Origin of the sequence: Gordonia neofelifaecis NRRL B-59395, assembly GCF_000192435.1 — a bacterium.
GTDB lineage: Bacteria > Actinomycetota > Actinomycetes > Mycobacteriales > Mycobacteriaceae > Gordonia > Gordonia neofelifaecis.
The window spans coordinates 44,651-62,498 of record NZ_AEUD01000019.1 but is presented as its reverse complement, the minus strand read 5'-3'; the positions used below and the strand labels follow the sequence as shown (position 1 = coordinate 62,498).

General features: G+C 67.6%; 17 protein-coding genes and 1 pseudogene. 11 read left to right on the top strand and 7 right to left on the bottom strand.

Annotated elements, in window-relative coordinates; all coding sequences use genetic code 11:
- Positions 1–3 precede the first annotated feature (3 nt).
- Positions 4–1,563: a bifunctional 3-(3-hydroxy-phenyl)propionate/3-hydroxycinnamic acid hydroxylase gene (locus tag SCNU_RS17645; protein WP_009680775.1), complete on the bottom strand. Its 1,560-nt coding sequence runs from the start codon at positions 1,561–1,563 to the stop codon at positions 4–6.
- Between the two features lie 167 nt (positions 1,564–1,730).
- Here SCNU_RS17645 and SCNU_RS17640 point away from each other — a divergent pair, with 167 nt between their 5' ends.
- The 6 genes and pseudogenes from SCNU_RS17640 to SCNU_RS17615 all read left to right on the top strand — a co-directional run bounded on the left by SCNU_RS17640 (position 1,731) and on the right by SCNU_RS17615 (position 7,045).
- Positions 1,731–2,357, top strand: a complete 627-nt coding sequence (locus SCNU_RS17640; RefSeq protein WP_040518819.1) for a TetR/AcrR family transcriptional regulator — start codon at positions 1,731–1,733, stop codon at positions 2,355–2,357.
- Positions 2,358–2,420: 63 nt separating this feature from the next.
- Entirely contained in the window at positions 2,421–3,452 is a 1,032-nt protein-coding gene (locus tag SCNU_RS17635; protein ID WP_009680773.1) for an amidohydrolase family protein, read from the top strand.
- Positions 3,453–3,514: 62 nt separating this feature from the next.
- A complete protein-coding gene (locus SCNU_RS17630; protein ID WP_009680772.1) occupies positions 3,515–3,766 on the top strand; it encodes a type II toxin-antitoxin system Phd/YefM family antitoxin in 252 nt (83 codons plus the stop codon).
- Positions 3,766–4,014: a PIN domain-containing protein gene (locus SCNU_RS20915; protein WP_009680771.1), complete on the top strand. Its 249-nt coding sequence runs from the start codon at positions 3,766–3,768 to the stop codon at positions 4,012–4,014. The genes SCNU_RS17630 and SCNU_RS20915 overlap by 1 nt, the downstream gene beginning before the upstream one ends.
- Positions 4,015–4,663: 649 nt before the next feature.
- Positions 4,664–5,509, top strand: a pseudogene (locus SCNU_RS17620) (uracil-xanthine permease family protein); the annotation flags it as partial.
- A gap of 282 nt (positions 5,510–5,791) precedes the next feature.
- The gene (locus SCNU_RS17615; RefSeq protein WP_009680769.1) at positions 5,792–7,045 is read left to right on the top strand and encodes an MCE family protein; all 1,254 of its coding nucleotides are present in this window, start codon (positions 5,792–5,794) and stop codon (positions 7,043–7,045) included.
- A gap of 10 nt (positions 7,046–7,055) precedes the next feature.
- Here the strand turns inward: SCNU_RS17615 and SCNU_RS17610 are convergent, their stop codons facing one another.
- Positions 7,056–8,714 carry a hypothetical protein gene (locus SCNU_RS17610; protein ID WP_139026104.1) on the bottom strand — a complete coding sequence of 553 codons (1,659 nt, stop codon included), beginning with the start codon at positions 8,712–8,714 and terminating at the stop codon, positions 7,056–7,058.
- A 61-nt stretch (positions 8,715–8,775) separates the two neighbouring features.
- Between SCNU_RS17610 and SCNU_RS17605 the strand changes: the two genes are divergently transcribed.
- From SCNU_RS17605 to SCNU_RS17590, 4 genes are all read left to right on the top strand, one after another.
- Positions 8,776–10,323: an acyl-CoA carboxylase subunit beta gene (locus SCNU_RS17605; RefSeq protein WP_009680767.1), complete on the top strand. Its 1,548-nt coding sequence runs from the start codon at positions 8,776–8,778 to the stop codon at positions 10,321–10,323.
- A 272-nt stretch (positions 10,324–10,595) separates the two neighbouring features.
- Entirely contained in the window at positions 10,596–11,333 is a 738-nt protein-coding gene (locus tag SCNU_RS17600; RefSeq protein WP_009680766.1) for a GntR family transcriptional regulator, read from the top strand.
- On the top strand, positions 11,330–12,178 hold the full coding sequence (locus SCNU_RS17595) for a sulfite exporter TauE/SafE family protein (RefSeq protein WP_009680765.1): 849 nt from the start codon (positions 11,330–11,332) through the stop codon (positions 12,176–12,178). Before SCNU_RS17600 ends, SCNU_RS17595 begins: the two co-directional genes overlap by 4 nt.
- A complete protein-coding gene (locus SCNU_RS17590) occupies positions 12,175–12,483 on the top strand; it encodes a hypothetical protein (RefSeq protein ID WP_009680764.1) in 309 nt (102 codons plus the stop codon). The genes SCNU_RS17595 and SCNU_RS17590 overlap by 4 nt, the downstream gene beginning before the upstream one ends.
- Positions 12,484–12,511: 28 nt before the next feature.
- Here SCNU_RS17590 and SCNU_RS17585 read toward each other — a convergent pair whose 3' ends face one another.
- Both SCNU_RS17585 and SCNU_RS17580 read right to left on the bottom strand, forming a co-directional pair.
- Positions 12,512–13,201: a response regulator gene (locus SCNU_RS17585; protein WP_009680763.1), complete on the bottom strand. Its 690-nt coding sequence runs from the start codon at positions 13,199–13,201 to the stop codon at positions 12,512–12,514.
- Positions 13,198–14,433: a sensor histidine kinase gene (locus SCNU_RS17580; RefSeq protein WP_009680762.1), complete on the bottom strand. Its 1,236-nt coding sequence runs from the start codon at positions 14,431–14,433 to the stop codon at positions 13,198–13,200. Before SCNU_RS17580 ends, SCNU_RS17585 begins: the two co-directional genes overlap by 4 nt.
- A 164-nt stretch (positions 14,434–14,597) precedes the next feature.
- Between SCNU_RS17580 and SCNU_RS17575 the strand changes: the two genes are divergently transcribed.
- On the top strand, positions 14,598–15,209 hold the full coding sequence (locus SCNU_RS17575) for a hypothetical protein (RefSeq protein ID WP_009680761.1): 612 nt from the start codon (positions 14,598–14,600) through the stop codon (positions 15,207–15,209).
- 65 nt (positions 15,210–15,274) lie between these two features.
- On the opposite strand, the gene SCNU_RS17570 is transcribed toward SCNU_RS17575, so the two are convergent.
- The 3 genes from SCNU_RS17570 to SCNU_RS17560 form a co-directional block, all read right to left on the bottom strand.
- Positions 15,275–15,982 (bottom strand): MTB12 C-terminal domain-containing protein, encoded by a 708-nt coding sequence (locus SCNU_RS17570; protein ID WP_009680760.1) that lies wholly within the window; start codon positions 15,980–15,982, stop codon positions 15,275–15,277.
- A gap of 157 nt (positions 15,983–16,139) precedes the next feature.
- Positions 16,140–17,213: a mechanosensitive ion channel family protein gene (locus tag SCNU_RS17565; protein WP_009680759.1), complete on the bottom strand. Its 1,074-nt coding sequence runs from the start codon at positions 17,211–17,213 to the stop codon at positions 16,140–16,142.
- A gap of 71 nt (positions 17,214–17,284) precedes the next feature.
- Complete coding sequence (locus SCNU_RS17560) at positions 17,285–17,614, bottom strand: hypothetical protein (protein ID WP_139026102.1); 330 nt, start codon at positions 17,612–17,614, stop codon at positions 17,285–17,287.
- Positions 17,615–17,848: the final 234 nt, after the last annotated feature.

Here is a 17,848-nt window from a genome sequence, read left to right as displayed (position 1 = left end):
TCGTCAGCGCGTCGGGGTGGCGACGCGCAGGAAGGCGGGCGGGTTCGGAAGGGACTGGCTGGAATCGGACGCGGTGTACACGAACCCGTCCGGACGCAGCACAACGACCGCGGTCGCACGTTTGTCCATCCATTCGGTCAACACGCCGTCGACGTCGACGACGGCGTCGGGCCGACACGCTGCGCCGGGCGGCAGGATGTGCGGTCGATCGCCCCCAGCCGATCGCCACTGTGGCGCGTCGCGGTCGTCGAGTCCGACGACCAGCCAGCGTCCACCCAGGACGTCGTCCAACCGCACGCGGGCGCCGTTCTCGTCCAGCACCCAGGGCTGCGGGATCTGCCACCCGCGAGCCCGATTGCTCCGGTCACCGAGAAATCCGTCGCTGTAGTGCGCGTCGGGGATCCATTTGTTCTCTACAAGCCAGCGGGCGAACACCGGCGCCTTCGCCAACGTTCCGAGGACATGATTGCGCAGTGCCGCGACCACCGGCCTTCGTTCCGTGATCGTCTTCCCCGCGAACACCGCGTGGTCGGTGGTCTCGCGCACGTGTGGTTCGCGCTCGATCTGATAGCTGTCCAGGACCGACTCGGACAGACTGCCGTCGAGGACACCTGCCAGCTTCCAACACAGGTTGGCCGCATCGCGGACACCGGAGGCCATACCCTGGCCGATCCAGGGCGGCATCGCGTGCGCGGCGTCGCCTGCGAGGAACACACGACCCACTCGCCACCGTTCGGCAACACGCACGTGGTGGCTGTAGACCACGGCGCGCAGAATCTCCACGTTCTGTTCCGAGATGCCCTGGCTGCGGAGGATCGCCCAGATCGCGTCGTCGGTGACCAGCAGATTCTCGTCTTCTCCGTCTCGCACGGGGAACTCCCACCGATGGTGGCCCAGCGGCGTAGGGCAGTCCACTGTGGGGCGTTTCGGGTTGCAGTGGAAACGCAGCCGCGAGCTCCCCTCCCAGTCCCGGAGAACCTTGGTGTCGATGACCACCCAGCGTTCGCTGTAGGTCCTGCCCTCGTAGCCGATCCCGAGTTGTCCTCGGATCGCCGACGATCCCCCGTCTGCGGCGATCACAAACGATGCGCGGAGTCGGACGAACTCGTCTTTGGTGAGATCGGCGGCCAGGACCTCGACGTCGGCCCCGGCATTGTTCACCTTGAGGCATTCGTGACGAGTCAGGACAGTGACGTTGGGGAAACGATCCACGCCGTCGCGGAGCGTCTGATCAACCGCCGGCTGGTAGATGAATTGCTGCGGAGGGTGTCCCGCCCCGCGCGAGGTGGGCTGGGCCTGAACGAACGGTCTGCCGTTCGAATCGACGAAGGCCACCGTGCCACCCGGAAGCATGTCCTCCTGCAGCCGGTCGGCGAGACCGACCTGCTGCCAGATGCGCATCACTTCCTCATCGGTGGAGATCGCGCGGGCGCGTCCGTAGACGTCCGCGTCACGCTCGAGGACGACGACGTTCAAGCCTCGCTGACCGAGAAGGTTCGCCGCAGTGACACCTGTCGGGCCATAGCCGATGATCGCCACGTCGTAGTTCGGGATGTCGGACACAAAATCTCCTCGAGCAGAGTCCAGAGGGCTGTGGACTGCGAAAACACTCTGTAGTGATCACTACAGTAACTACGACGCGTAGACCGGTCAAGGGTTTACTGGAATGTTCGCTACAGTAAGATCGACGCAGGTACGCAGGCTTGGGCATCTTCCGAAAGGTGGGACCGATGGCAGAGAAGACACGTCGACGACGCGCCAACGGTGCCGCATCGAAGGCCAAGATCCTCGACGCGGCAACCGAGATCGCGAGCGAACGCGGATACGAGGGAACCAGCATCGGACTGGTGAGCAAGCGCTGCGGACTGCCCGCGAGCTCCATCTACTGGCACTTCGCCGACAAGGACGATCTCATCGCCGCGGTGATCGAACGGAGCTTCGACCGCTGGCTGTCGGCCTGGAGCCTGTCCGACGACGGCACGACGCAGCAGCGGGTGGCCGACATGAGCATGCAGGTCGCCGAAGCTCTACTCGACTCCCCCGACTTCCTCCGTCTCGGACTCATGCTCGCCCTCGAACGCCGACCGGAGGAGCCGCGCGCGAGAACGATGTACCTGCAGGTCCGCGATCAGGCGATGGACCAGTTGCGCGAGGCAGCGCGAACACTGGCGCCCGGGCTCGACGAGTCCGCTGTCGACCAACTCGCCACCTACGCAATTGCAGGCGCCGACGGACTGTTCATCGCCAAAGAGATCGGCGGCGAAGCGGTCGATCTGCCCGCGCTGTTCGGCATTCACGGGCGCGCCGTCGTCGACACCGCGCTACGACTCACCGAGTCCGCAGCGGACGGCGGATGATCACATGACCTAACAGTCACGACCCGGCCGACGCCCCTGCTGAACCAAGGAACACAGAACACAGTGCAGCGCATCGACGTCCACCAGCACCTCATCCCGCCCACGTATCGGGCCCGGCTCGACGATCACGGAATCGCAGAGGCAGGCGGCCGCGCACTTCCCGACTGGTCTGCTGAGTCGGCGCTCGGAGTCATGGACCGCGCCGGAACGGCCTCAGCCATCCTGTCGGTGTCCACCCCGGGGACCTCGTTCCTCACCGACACGCAGGAGGCGGCAGCACTCGCCCGGGAGCTCAACGAGTTCTCGGCCGCGCTCATCACCGAGCGCCCGGATCGGTTCGGGTACTTCGCCACCCTCCCCCTGCCGGATGTCGTGGCAGCCGCACAGGAGGCGCGACACGCGCTCGATCATCTGCACGCCGACGGCGTGGTCCTGTTGGCGAACTCCCGGGGGACCTACCTCGGCGAGCCGGGACAGGACGAACTGTTCCAGGTCCTCGACGAACGCTCGGCCGTCGCCTTCATTCACCCTGCCGACCTGCCCGCGCCCGCCGTCGACGGTATCCCGCCGTTCGCGGCCGACTTCCTCCTCGACACAACGCGGGCCGCGTACCTGCTGGTCAGCAGCGGAATCAGGCGACGCTACCCGAACATTCGGTTCATCCTCAGCCACGCGGGCGGATTCGTCCCTTACGCATCGCACCGCATGGCCGTCGCCATCGCGGGCGAGTCCGGGCGCAGTCCGCTCGACGTGCTCGACGATTTCTCCGGCTTCTACTTCGACACCGCACTGTCGGCGAGCCGGGCGGCACTGCCCAGCCTCCTCGCCTTCGCCGCGCCGGGACACGTGCTGTTCGGCAGCGACTGGCCCTTCGCTCCCGAACCCGCGGTCCAGTACTTCTGCGGCGGCCTCGACTCCTACCCGCTGGCATCAGACGACCTGCGCCACCGAATCGACCGAGACAACGCTCTCGCGCTGTTCCCCCGGTTCGGCAGCGCCGCACCCCTTCCGGGGCCGTCGCTCCTCGACCGTGTCCGCGGAACCGTGATGCGATCCGCCATGCGCGGCGTGACGCGCCTGATCGGCGCGAGCTGACTCGGAACGTGCAGGCCCCGCTCATCACCAGCGTAAGTGACACAAGTGCTACAATTTCCGCTATGACCACCGTGGGCTTGCGTGAACTACGCCAGGACGCTTCCAACCTGGTGCGTCGGGTCGAGGGCGGCGACGAGGTCACCATCACAGTGTCCGGGCGACCGGTCGCCCGACTCGTGTCTGCAGCACCGAAGGCGTGGCGGGAGTGGAGCGCAGTGGCGGACCTGTTCAACGGAACCGCCGATCCTGCGTGGGAAGCAGATCGTCAAGAGATCGACGACCTGGCCACCGACCCCTGGACGCGAAGAAGCTGATGCGGGCCGTTCTGGATACCAGCGTTCTCATCGCACCGGACATCGTCCCGATTCCCGGGCAGCTCGCCATCAGCGCAATATCTCTGGCCGAACTGCACTTCGGAGTACTGGTGGCGACGGAGTCACGAGTCCGCTCGGAACGCCTTCGTCGACTGCTGATCGTTGAGAAGACCTTCGACGCACTGCCGGTCGACGACGGCGTCGCTGCCGCATACGGCGAACTCGCTGCAGCCGTCGTCCGGAGCTAGTCGCGGACGCCAGCCTCACCCGTCCCTCCAGTGCATAGCGTACTCGTCTCCTCGGTCTCAGCAGACTCACGACGCTCAGCTCTATACACGCAATCCGAAGGACTTCACGGGGCTGGACGACCTCGTCGACGTCGTCTCGGTCGCGACTGGATGACCCAACGGCCCAGGACTGCGAAGACATCCTCAACATCGCCGGTCACGGCCGTCGTGAACGAAGCGACAATCCTGACCGCCGACCACGACTTCGACCGCATCGCATGTCTGCGACCGCCGACTTCCAGCCAGTCTTCGACTTCCACGACACTCCAACGGGGCGGTGCCATAGGCCTTGTATACCGGCATCGCCCACCGTGGTCCGCGGGAATAGACCGCACGGAGGCGACGTTGACCTGACCGGATCGGTCGCGTTCCGTGTCCCCCGGGCTCAACCCTTTGCCTTCGCGGAATACCGTTCGGCTGGAGCCGCGTTGCGCCTTTCGCCGAGAGGCGACCGAACGTGGCCGGTCCGCAAACTTGCCGGCTGCCGCACCTCCGCAGTCCGCCCCCTGCCGACGGCGTGCAGCCGCCACCGTCGTGCGACGCTGTCGGCCAGAACACCTCCGTCCGCGAAACCGGATGCCGGCCGCCGAACATCGCTAATCTCCCACCCATGCTCTCCTGGAAGCAGGTCTCCGCCGACGCCGACGTCGTCGCCCCCGATGAACGGATGTCCTGGCCGAGAACCATCGGCATCGGCGCACAGCACGTGGTCGCGATGTTCGGTGCGACCTTCCTCGTCCCCGTCCTCACCGGGTTCCCGCCGTCGACGACCCTGCTGTTCTCCGGTATCGGGACCATCACGTTCCTGATCGTCACCGGTAACCGGCTGCCCAGCTATCTCGGGTCGAGCTTCGCGGTGATCGCACCGGTGATCGCCGCCGTCGGATCGCACGGAACCGGCAGTGCTCTGGGCGGTTTCATCGTCCTCGGCGCGGTCCTGGTGGTCATCGGCGCGGTGGTGCACCTGGTCGGCACGCACTGGATCGACGTGGTGCTCCCACCGGTCGTGACCGGCGCGATCGTCGCGCTGATCGGCTTCAACCTCGCGCCGGCGGCGAAGGACAACTTCGAGAAGGGACCGGTGGTCGGCCTCGTCACGCTGGTCCTGATGGTGGCCGTCCTCGCATTCTTCCGCGGACTGGTCGGCCGGCTCGCGATCTTCATCGCGGTGATCGCCGGCTACCTGCTGGCGCTGGCGATGGGTGACGTCGACACCGCGGCCATCGCGTCGGCCGCATGGATCGGGCTGCCCGACTTCGCCACCCCCACCTTCCACCTGTCCGTGCTCCCACTGTTCCTGCCCGCGGTGATCGCGCTGGTCGCGGAGAACATCGGGCACGTCAAGTCGGTCTCGCAGATGACGGGCCGGGACCTCGACCCGATCACCGGCCGCGCGCTGATCGGCGACGGCCTGGCGACCATGTTCGCCGGCGCGGGCGGCGGCACCGCGACGTCGTTCATGACATCATCCTACCTCTGACTTTTCTTTAGATAGTCAGAGGTCACGTCACGTTCCAGTTCCCGCTCACATCGCGGCGCGGCCGGGCTCGATGATCACAATCCGACCGGCGTGTTAGCCGCCCCACGAGCGCCGGTCCGGGCTTGCCTTCGCTTCGGCCTCGCCGCCTACCATCAGCAGGTTGCCTTCCTACGTCAGCGCAGGAAGATTCCACGATCGGTCGCCGCGCGCGATCCACGCCGACGCCGCCCAGGCTTCCATTGAGCCGAAAGGACCCCGATGCCACCGCTCAATCGCCTGGTGCGAGCCCAGCTGATCGTCGTGCTGCTGATCGGGCTGGTCGCATCGGTGTACGGCGGCATCCGATACGCGCGGCTCGATCAAGCCGCCGGCATCGGCGTGTACCGGGTGACCGTGAAGATGCCGGAGGGCGGCGGGCTGTTCCCGCAGTCGCAGGTCACCTATCGCGGTGTCGAGATCGGGCGGGTCGACGACATGTCGATGGTGCCCGGCGGCATCGAGGTCGAGCTGTTGCTCGACTCGAGCGAGGCGCAGGTTCCGGCCTCGGCGGTGGCAGTCGTGGCCAACCGCTCGGCGATCGGCGAGCAGTTCCTCGATCTTCAGCCGCCGTCGGGTGCCGGACCCTACCTGCACGACGGTTCGGTGATCGACAAGGTGGAGCTGCCGCCGCAGCTCGACGAGGTGGTTCAGTCGACCATCGATCTGACCGAGACCATCCCCGTCGACGCGCTCCGCACCACGGTCGACGAACTCGGCCAGGCGTTCAACGGTCAGGGCGAGAATCTCAGCCGCCTGATCGATTCGCTCGATCATCTGTCGAAGGACGGCGTGAAGAATCTCGACCAGACGATCGCGCTGATCAACAACGCCGACCCTGTGCTCGCGACCCAGAACGAACAGTCCGACGAGATCCTTCGATGGTCGAAGGGCCTCGACGCCGTCAGCGCGACGCTCGCCTCCTCCGACCCGGCCGTTCGCCGGATCCTGAGGAACGGACCGCGTGCCGCCTCCGCGCTCTCTCAGTTCCTCGACGACAACGGCGCCGACGCGACCAAGCTGATCGGCCAGCTCGGCAAGACGGCGGACGAGGTCGCCCCGACGTCGTACGCCGCCGGCATGACGTTCGCGATGCTGTCACTGCTGTCGGCCGGCAGCCACAGCGCGGCATCACCCGACGGATCGCTCCGGCTCGGCATCGTTCTCGAGACCGGCAACCCGCCGTCGTGCACGCGCGGCTACGAGAGCACCTGGAAGATGATCGCCGAGATGAAGCGCAAGAACCCGGCGTTCGACGTCAGCTACGACGACTTCCCGTTCAACACCGATGCGGGCTGCACCGTCCCGACCGGCAGCCCGACGGCCGTCCGCGGTGCCAACAATGCGCAGCTGGCCAACCCCGCCTACGCGCAGCCGTGGGACAACAACGCCAAGCGCGATCCCGACAAGCTGAACCTCAATCCCCTCGCCGCTCAACTCGCTCAGCTGATGGGCGTGCGCCCGATACGGGGCTGACGGCGCGACTTCAGTTCCGCCCGGTCGTCACGTAGTAGTACAGCGGGTCCGCGATCTCCAGCAGCCGCTTGATCTCCTTGCCGCTGAATCGATTCGGCCGACTGATCGCAATCAGAATCAGGTCGTCGATACTCTTCGCCAGGTCGCCGAGGTCGGCGTCGACGCCACTCGGCTCGTCGCCGTCGTCGGGAGCGAGCCGCGTCAGCTCCGCGCAGGCCTCGTCCGCAATCCCCCTCAGTGCCGACTGCGCACCGCGTCCGCTCGCCACCCGCGCGGCCCGCCTGTTGAAACGGATCGCCGATCCCCGCAGGGCGATCGGACTGGGTGACAACCCGGTCGGCAGTCCGACACCGCGACCGACCTCGCCGACCGCATCGCCCGCGCGATGCTCCTGCACCGTCGCCTTGCTCGACAGGTAGCTCGCCACGAGAACATCCCGAATCGGCCCGCACCTCGCGGTGCGCAGGATGTCGAGCGACGCCCGTTCGTAGTCGTCGACCGCGTACTCGAGCGCCGCCGGATTCGACCGCACGCCGTCCTCCGAGATCAGCTGCGCGAAGGCGTCGAGCCGCAGCAGCGCTTCGACGCTGTCCCGATGGCGGTTCGTCGTCACGGCGGTGAGCCGGAAGCATTCGGGCATCGATCGCTTGAGCTGCGACATGGAGGTGCCGAACACCTCTCGGTATCCGGGGTGAGACGCGTAGGCGACCTCGACCTCGCAGAGATGCTCGGCGACGACGGCGACATCGTCGCCGTCGAGCAGATCGTGTGACGGCTGCGCATCGTCCGCCTCGGAGCGCATCTCGTCGGTCAAGGTCGCAGCGATGGTGTGCACCGCGCGCATCTCGCGGACCGGATCCTCCTCGCAGAGTGCCCGCGCGGTATCGGCCCGATACGCGGCCATCGCCTCCTGCAGCGCGAAGCCCCAGGCTCTCGCGAAGCCCGCCGCTGTCTCGTTGATCGTCCGAATCCGGCTCAACGCGGTCGGCTCGTAGCCGGGATTACGTGCGAGGATCGTCTCGGCAGCGGTGGCGGTTCGCGCGCAGCGCATGCCGATCATGCATTCGATCTTCGATGAGGCATCCACCAGACCGAGCGCCGTCTTCGCCCAATCCCTCGCCCGTTCGGCACGCCGTCTCCCCGACGACCGCGCGTCGCCGAGGCATCGCCGCGACAGCTCCGCCGCCCAATAGAGCCGATCGGCGCGGTCGTCGCGCCGAGTCGCGTCGTCGTACTGGTCGACGAGCTCGTCGATGCCGAAGTTGTCGGCGGCGAACCGGACCTCCAGGCGTCGCGAACTCTCCGCGTGCGCGCCTCGGTCGGACTCCGTGCCGCCCGGATGGGCGAGGCCGATGATGCCTTCGGGCACTCGAAGTCGCTGAGCGTCCAGATGCTCGGCGACCGCGGCGGCGAGGTCGCCGAGGTTCCGGAAGTGCTTCCAGACGGTGGCCTTCGGAATCGGTCCCACGGTGCCGTCGCGCCGCGGATAGTCCGCCTCCGCGCACACCTCCGACATGGTCAGTTCGCCGATCGATCCCGCGTCGGCCCTCGCGGTCATCACCGCGGCCGCTGCCGCGACGATCATCGCCCGCGTCCGCTCCTCGCGGATCCGGCCGCTGCGCTGCTGATACGAGCCCGGCTGTTCCCCCGGCACAGATATAGACGACATACACTTCAGTCTATTGCAGTTCATATGGTGTAGACGCGTCTACTGCGGTTACGGTCGCGGCATGACTGACACGACCGCCGACAAACTCGCCGACCTGCGCAAGCGCCTCGCGCAGGCGCAGGAGCCGAGCGGCGACGCCGGGATCGCGAAACGCGCGGCCAAGGGCATCCCGAGTCCGCGCGAGCGCATCGACATGCTGCTCGACCCGGGAAGCTTCACCGAGATCGGCGCCCTGGTGCGCCAGCCCGGTGCACCCGACGCTCCCTACGGCGACGGCGTCGTGACCGGTCACGGCACCGTCGACGGTCGTCCGGTGGCGGTCATCTCGCACGATCAGACCGTCTACGGCGGTTCGGTCGGCGAGATGTTCGGCAGGAAGGTGGCCGCGACCATGGACTTCGCCGCCGACATCGGCTGCCCGTTCGTCGCCATCAACGATTCCGGCGGCGCGCGCGTCCAGGACGCGGTGACCTCGATCGCCTGGTACGCCGCGATGAGCAGACGCCAGCTGCGACTCTCGGGCGTCGTCCCTCAGGTCTCGATCATGCTCGGCAAATGCGCGGCCGGCGCGGTCTACGCACCGATCAACACCGACGTCCTGGTCGCCACCGAGGACGCGTACATGTTCGTCACCGGCCCCGACGTCATCAAGGAGACCACCGGCGAGGAGGTCACCCTCGAGGAGCTCGGCGGCGCCCACAACCAGGCACTCAACGGCAACATCCACCATGTCGCGCCCGACGAGAAGGCCGCGTTCGCCTGGGCGCGCGAATATCTGTCGTTCATGCCGAGCAGCTGCACCGAACAGGCTCCCGTCATCAACCCCGGCATCGAACCCGCCGTCACCGAGCACGATCTCGAGCTCGACGTGATCATTCCCGACTCGGATCGCATGGGCTACGACATGTACGACGTCCTGCTGCGACTCTTCGACGACGGCGCGTTCCACGAGATGAGCGAGATCACCGCGCAGAACATCATCACCGGGTTCGCGCGGGTCGACGGCCGCAGCGTCGGCGTCGTCGCGAACCAGCCGATGGTCCACAGCGGCGCGATCGACGCGCGGGCCTCCGACAAGGCGGCCCACTTCATCCGCCTGTGCGACGCCTTCGGCCTTCCGTTGATCTTCGTCGTCGACACACCCGGCGTGCTGCCCGGCGTCGAGGAGGAGAAGATCGGCGTCATCAAGCGCGGCGGACGATTCTTCTACGCCGTCGTCGAGGCCACCGTCCCCATCGTCACCGTCATCGTCCGCAAGGCGTACGGCGGCGGGTACGCGGTGATGGGCTGCAAGCAGCTCGGTGCCGACATCAATCTGGCCTGGCCGACCGCACGGATCGCCGTCATGGGCGGCGAAGCGGCGGTCGGCCTGATGGGTAGGCGCCAGTTGGCCGCGCTGCCGGAAGAGGAGCGGCCGGCGATGCGTCAGCAGATGGTCGACTTCTACAACGCCACCGTCGCCACTCCGTGGACGGCGGCCGAGCGCGGCTACATCGACGCGGTGATCGATCCGTCCGAGACCCGGCTGGAGATCCGCAAGGCATTGCGACTGCTCCGCGACAAGAGCGTGCAGAACACCCCGCGGAAGCACCACCTGATGCCGCTGTGACGAGCGTTCGGGAGGAGTGTCCGACGCGATGCGAAGGTCCGTCCCAGCCTTCCAGGCTGTCGGCCTCTTCAAGGCTTCCCCAGGGTGGTCGATCCGATCGGGTGACCTGCGCGTCCCCGTGAGGACTGCTCGTGGACCATATGTCCATGACATGTGCTGACGGGGACGCGGAGGACGGCGTCGCTCTCGTCCTGATTCTTGTACTGTTACCGCCTCCGACTGTCAGGGAGCGCCGGCGAAACTTGTTATAACAACTCGCGTACGCTGGAGCCGTGACCTCGAATCAGCCGCTGTACGCACAGGTCGAGGCCGCTCTCGCGGCCCGTTTGGGCGTGGATCTGCATCCCGGCGACCGACTGCCGACCGAGGACGAGCTGATCGCCGAGTACGGCGTCAGCAGGATCACGGTGCGCCGAGCGCTGCAGAATCTCGTCGCCAGGGAACTCGTCGTGACCAGGCGCGGGGTTGGGAGCTTCGTGGCGACACCGAGGTTCACGCAGCCGCTGACCGCGTTGACCGGGTTCGTCGAAGACATGGACGCACAGGGGGTGAACTCGCGCGCTCGGGTGCTGAGCGTCGAGGAGATCGGGGCGCCGGCCGCAGTGAGCGAGGCCCTGCGACTGCCGCCCGGCGAGGCCGTCGTCGCCATCGAGCGGGTGCGAGTCGCGGCGGGTCATCCGGTGTCCTACGACCGGACCTATCTGCCGCAGGACGTGGGACGTCTCGTGGCGCAAGACGATCTGGAGAACGAGCCGATCTTCGCACTCCTGGAGAACCGGCACGACACACCGCTGGTCGAGGCGTCCTACGCGCTCACGGCCGAGACCGCCGATGCGACGGTCGCGGAGGCCCTCCAGATCCCGACGGGCAGCGCGATCTTCCGGATCGAGCGGACGTCGTTCACCACCGGCCGGATCCCGGTGGACTACGAGATCCTCCACTACCGGGGCGACGCGATCACGTTCACCACCCGGCTGCCCCGACACGACGTCAGCGACGGTGATCGGTGACTGCCGGACTCTTCACCGTCCTGTTCCTCGGCGCCCTCGCCGCGGGAGCCCTCGGCAGCGCTCTGGGCATGGCGGGCGGGATCTTCGTGGTGCCGCTGTTGACGCTGGTGGCCGACGTTCCGTTCCTCACCGCCGTCGCCGTGAGCCTGGTGTCGGTCATCGCCTGCTCCTGCGCGAGCGCCCCGCCGTTCCTCGTCTCCGGTCTGACCAATCTCCGCCTGGCCGTGGTCCTCGAGGTCTGCACGGCGGCCGGGGCACTGCTCGGGATACTGATGATCGGCATGGTCCCGAATCCGGTCCTGTACGCCACGTTCGCCGCGGTGCTGCTGATCTCGGCGGCACAGCTGATCGCGGGCCGACGTACCGGCGAGCAGGTCCCGGCAGGCCCCGCGTCATCGGTGTCCCGCAGCGTGGCGGGAACGTATCGCGACCACGACGGTGAGGCGGTCGGATATCAGGTGGCGCGCCTCCCGCTGGGCATGACGTACATGTTCGGCGCGGGCGTGCTCTCGGCACTGCTCGGCATCGGCAGCGGTGTCCTCAAGATCCCGGCGATGGACTCGGCCATGCGGCTGCCGATCAAAGTCTCCAGCGCCACCGCCAATCTGATGATCGGCGTCACCGCCTGCGGGGCGGCGATCGCCTACCTGGTGTCCGGCACCCTCGACCTCCAGTTGGCGGCGCCGGTCGTTCTCGGCTCGCTGGCCGGTTCGCTCGTCGGCGCACGGATTCTGGTTCGAGTCTCCGGGCAGTCGCTGCGGGTGGTCTTCACCGTCGTGCTCATCGCGCTTGCGATCCCGATGGCGGCCACCGCCTTCGGGCTCGACTGGGGCGTCTCGTCATGACCGGGACGACCACGACCGGACAGCGGGACCGACGGCTCCGCGAGCGGATAGCCGTCCTGATGCGCGCGGGCTGCACCGTCTCCGCGGCCGTGCTGATCGTAGGCGTCGTGCTCAGCGCCTTCGGGACCGACCGATCGGCCGCCGCGTTCCTATGTGGAGGCTGCGCGATCCTGATCCTGCTGCCGGTCGCACGGCTCGTGCTGATGTCGATTCACTTCCGTAGTACCGCACCGGGATTCGTCCCCGTCTGCGTTCTCGTCCTGTGTCTCATCGGTGCCGGGGCCGCCGGCGGCTGCTGGATCTGATCGACGGTCGACGACGCGACGGCCTCGCTCACCCCGCCTCCGCAGATCCGCCGGCCGATACCAGACCCGTCTCGTACGCGCGGATCACCAGATGGACGCGGTCACGCGCATCGAGTTTCGTCAGCAACCGCCCGATATGGGTCTTCACGGTCGTCAACCCGAGATGGAGGCGATCGGCGATCTCACCGTTCGACAAGCCCACCGCGACCAGTTCGAAGACCTCCAGTTCCCGCTCGGTGAGGACATCGAGGACCGCGGGCCTCGACGTCGGAGCGGTCGGCGCGCGGGCGAACTCGGTGATCAGCCGCCGCGTCACGGCAGGCGCGAGCAGCGCGTCACCCCGCGCGACCGTCCGTACGGCCTCCAGCAGCTCTTCGGGAGGAGTGTCTTTGAGCAGGAAACCGCTGGCGCCACCGCGGAGCGCGGCGAACACGTACTCGTCGTGGTCGAAGGTCGTCACGATCAGAATCCGCGGGGCCGCCTCGTCGTCGGCGATGAGCCGGGTCGCCTCCAGACCGTCGATCCCGGGCATCCGGATGTCCATCACCACCACGTCCGGGCGCAGCCGCCGGGCGGCGCGGACGGCCTCGCCGCCCTCCCCGGCTTCGCCCACGGTTGTCAGATCGGGCGTGGAGTCGATCAGCAGGCGGAAACCGGCTCGGACCAGTTGCTCGTCGTCGACCACCAGCACCCGAGTGGGTTCCGCAGCCTCGGTCATGCGGGCGTCGCCGTGTCGGTACCGAGCGGCAGTCGTGCGCGCACCGTGAATCCGCCGTCGACGCCCGGACCGGCGGTCGCCTCCCCGCCGAGGAGTTCGGCGCGCTCGCGGATGCCCGCGAGTCCGAGACCTGCTCCGCCAACGGGGTTCTCGGGCTGCTCGGCGCCGTCGTCGTGCACGCTCAGAACCAGTTCGCCGGGCCGGTGGATCAGCTCGACCGTCACCGCAGCACCCGGGGCGTGCTTGATGACGTTGGTGACCGCCTCCTGGACGATGCGATAGCCCGACAACTCCACGGCGGGCGAGTAGGCACGCGGGACTCCCTCGTGTCGGAGATTCACAGTCACCACACCATCGTGGCCGATCCGCTCCACGAACGCGGGCAGGTCGGCCAACCCGGGTGCGGGTGCGACCGTGTCCGTCTCGGTGACGCGGATGTCGCGAAGCAGTCCGCGAAGGTCGGTGAGCGCCGATCGGCTGGCGGTCTCGATCGTGGCGAGAGCGCGGCGGGCCTCGTCGGGCTGGTCGTCGAACACCATCCTGGCGATCCCGGCGCGGACGGCGATCATGCTCAGCCCGTGCGAGACGACGTCGTGCACCTCGCGCGAGAGCCGCAGGTGCTCCTCGGCGCGGATTCGCCGTTCCCGCTCCTTCGCCGCCTGTCGTTCCTGCTCGCGGGCCCGCCTCTGGAAGTCGCGGCGGGTCCGGGTGGCGTCGCCGATCAGCCAGGCCGGGATCGCCAGCGCCAGTTGTACCGCGTCCTGATCGATGTCCGGATGGATCACGTAGGCGATCAGCGCACCGATCGAGGCCGTCAGCACCGCGGCCACCGTCACCCACGACGACGTCCGCCTCTCGTATCTCGAGGCGACCGTGTAGACCGCGATCGGGAACACCAGTCCGGCGTCGGACACGTAAGGCGTGAACTGCACTCCCACGAGCACGGCCGTCGCCAGGACCACGGTGATCCAGGCCAGGACGGCGATCGGCCAACGGCGTCTGACGATCAGCGGTGCTGCGGCGAGCAGACCGAAGAGCGCCTGCGATGCCGGTGAGCCGTGACGATCGGCCGCCCCCAACAGGACGGGGCCGGTGAACAGTACGAAACACCCGATCGCGATCAATCCATCGACCAGTGCCGCCGATCGTCGAGCACCCAGACGGTTCTCGACTCTCACCGGCCACGGTGTCCGCGTGAGTTCGACGGGCGACGGCGGCGGCGAGATGACCATGCGTCTCAATGTATGAGCTCGCGGCGTGTCGCGGCGTCATCCTCGCGGCCGGGTTCGGTGTCCTCCCGCGGTAGGACGCGCCCGAGGACGTCGTCTCCGGGGCCCATACACAGTCGGGCTTGTGGGCCGACGACGCGGCGCCGAGTCCGGAGCACGGTAGAGGCATGTCCACTCAGAATGCACGTCCTTGCAACCCTTCCCGCCTCTCGCGGTCGCTGGCCGCCGCGTTCGGCACCCTGTTCACCGCCGGTGTGGTCCACGGCGCAGTCCTGTACGCCGGCCGATCACCGCTCGAGTCCGAGCACGTGCCGGGGACCTCCGCCTGGTGGCCGCACGCCGTCCTGGCCGCGGCCGCGGTCGTTCTGTCGATCGGCGTCTTCGTTCACCGTCGCCGGGCCGGGCGCCGCGGCTCGGTCCTACTCCTCCCCATCGGCGAGCGCGCAGCCCGGCGCGTCCGCCTCACCCTCGCCGCCGCCCGCGCAGGAACCGGGCGCGGGAGGGCCCTTGCCGCAGCAGCACCCGCAGCGTTGCTGCTGTACAGCGCCTTTCGGGTGGGCGTGCAGATCATCGGTGGCCTCGACCCCGCGTTCACCGTCAACGCATGGGGCGGTCCGACCTACCTCGGCGCCATGGCCTGCCACTACCTCGACGCAGGTCTGCTGATGGCTGCCTCGGCGTGGCTGCTGGACAAGATCCTGCTGCCGGATTCCGGCGAGTCCCGAACGGGGACTGGTACATCCGCTCAGTGCGCAGGTGAATGCTCAGTTCGGGCGTGAGCGGACGCCGGTGAACTGAGCGAATGCCGTCGCTTCGGCCCGAGCCGAGGCGGCGGCTCAGTCACTCACAGGCTGCAGGGCATCTGCGCATAGGCGGCGATATCGCAGACCGACTTGTTCGTCAGCTTCCACCCGCCGTCCTGCCACACCCACCGCAAGGGAATGTAGCGCGACCCCGACCCCGGCAGAGTCATCCGCAGTCTGGCACTGGCGGTCGTCCCGTTCTGAGTCAGCGGCCCGACCACCTCGTACCGAAAACCTGTGTAGGAGTACTGCTTCACCAGGTACAGCACTTTGGAGATCGGTCCGACCGCCCGGGCTCCGCCCTCCAGCAGTTTCGCCTTCTCCGCCGACGACGAATCCCCGCTCAACGTGGCCAACTGCCGGTTGAACTCACCGAGGCTCGCCGCCGTCGGCGCCGACGGAGCCGGGCCGCCCGGCCTCGGGACCACTGCGGGCTGCTGCTGAGGGTCGGTCGGTGCCCCCGGCGTCGGCGCCGACACCGCAGGCACCGGTGCCTGCGCGACACTCGGAGTGGCTGAGGTGGCCGGCACTTGATTCGCGGGAGTCATCGCCTGTTGCGCGTCACCGAGATTCACCACCGTCGCAGGCGGTTCGGCGACCGTCGCAGCGCCGGGGTCTCGACTGAGCATCATTCCGACGATCCCCACGACGACGATGACCGCCGAAGTCACACCCGCGAGTCCCGCCGATGCGATCACCGTCGGCCATCCGACGCCGCCACCCTGTTTCCCGTTGTCTCCGCGACTCATGGACGACTCTCCTGACGACACGGGGCGACCGCTCGTCGATCGTCCATCCGCAAGCCGCATCCACGCGGCTCAATTTAGGCAAGCCTAAACTACTACCGGACCGGCGGGAATGCGGCTCAAGCCGCCGGGACAGACAACGGGACTTTCGGGGGCCCGGCTAACCCGACGTCGTGCCGTTCCCGGAACGGGCCAGCACCGGCAGTCCACCCGGGTACGGCGCGTCGATGCCCGCCTCATCGAATGCGATCCGGATACGACGGCGAAGCTCTCGCTCGGTGGCCCACTGGGCATTGGCACGGGTCACCGCGGTCATCCGCATCGTCCAGGAATCGGAGTCGAGGTCGTTGACGCCCTGCAACTCGGGAGCGGACAGGAGATTCGACTTCATCGGCTCCTCTTGAGCCGCGGCCGTCGCGGCCTCCTTCGCCACTCGGCACGCGTCGTCGATGTCGGCCCGGTAGGAGACGGGCAGTTCGAGCAGCGCCACCCCGAAGTCCTGACTGTAGTTGCCGACGCGCATGATCTCGCCGTTCCGGCAATACCAGAGAGTGCCGTGGAGGTCGCGGACCGTCGTGACACGGAGCCCCACACTCTCGACGGTCCCGGAGGCCTCGCCGAGGTCGACCCAGTCGCCGACGCCGTACTGATCCTCGAACAACATGAACAACCCCGACAGGAAATCGCGGACCAGAGCTTGCGCACCGAATCCGAGTGCGACGCCGACGACGCCCGCCGACGCGACGAACGGCGCCACATTGACTCCGAGGATGCCGAGCGTCTGCAGGATGATCCACATCAAGACCAAGAACGAGACCAGCGATTTGAGCACGGAGCCGATCGTCGCGAAACGCATCGCCCGCCGTTCGTCGCGCTGACGTTCGGCACGACGATCCTCTTCTGTTCGCTGACGGACGTTCTTGCGCAGGAACGCGGCGGTCAGCCCACTACCCGGATCGATGCCCAGTTTCGGCTTGGCGCCGCGCGGCCCCTTGACCGGCTGTTCCACCGATTCGGCACGCTTCTCCGCCTCTCGGTCCGCTCTCTTCTGCCGCCGTCGCTCTCGGCGTGAGGGAGATCCCTCGCCGGTCTGCGGCCGGGTGACGCGGTCGATCGCCCGATGCAGCAGATAGCGAACGACGAGCCCCAACGCGACATAGATCGCGATCTGCGCAGGTCGATCGATCAGCCATACTTGGCCAGTGTCCGTGATTCGAAACGCTAGCTGAGTCATGGCCCGATGCTACGGATCGAGCACCGGCCCCGACACCGTCGCGCAGCCACGCGCACCGCATACCGGTGGTCTCAGAACTCTCGTTCCCTGAACAGCTCCAGCGCCAGCCGGATCTCACGATCGGACACCGTCTCCAGGTCGTCCGCGAGAGAACGGACACGGTCCTCTTCCGGAGACCGGGCGCCCGAGTCCTGGTCGGCAGCGATGCCGACCTCTATCGCATAGGGCATGGACGGGCCGAGATTCGCAATGACCTGCCGACCGTCGGTGGTCGGCACGACGTGCGGATAGCACCCGACACCGTCCTCGACCGCTGTGGTCACGAACTCGACGATCCGGTCGCCGGTCTCAGCACTGATCGGGTATCTCTGTCCGGCGAACACGAAAGTCACTGTGGGCATAATCAATTGGAGCCTTCCGACGGAGATGGTCGGTACCGGCCGCGGCGGCGGGCGCTCCCCCCAGGAAATCGCCCGCCACCGACGGCGACACCGCGCCGAACGGGCGCGGATGCAGTGATTGCCGGGGTCGACGGGCGTGACGTCTGACTGTCGGCCGTTCGTCGGACAATCGCTGCCGTGGCCGGCCTCCCCGGCTCACGCCAGTTACCGTACAGCAAACATTTTTGAGGGTCT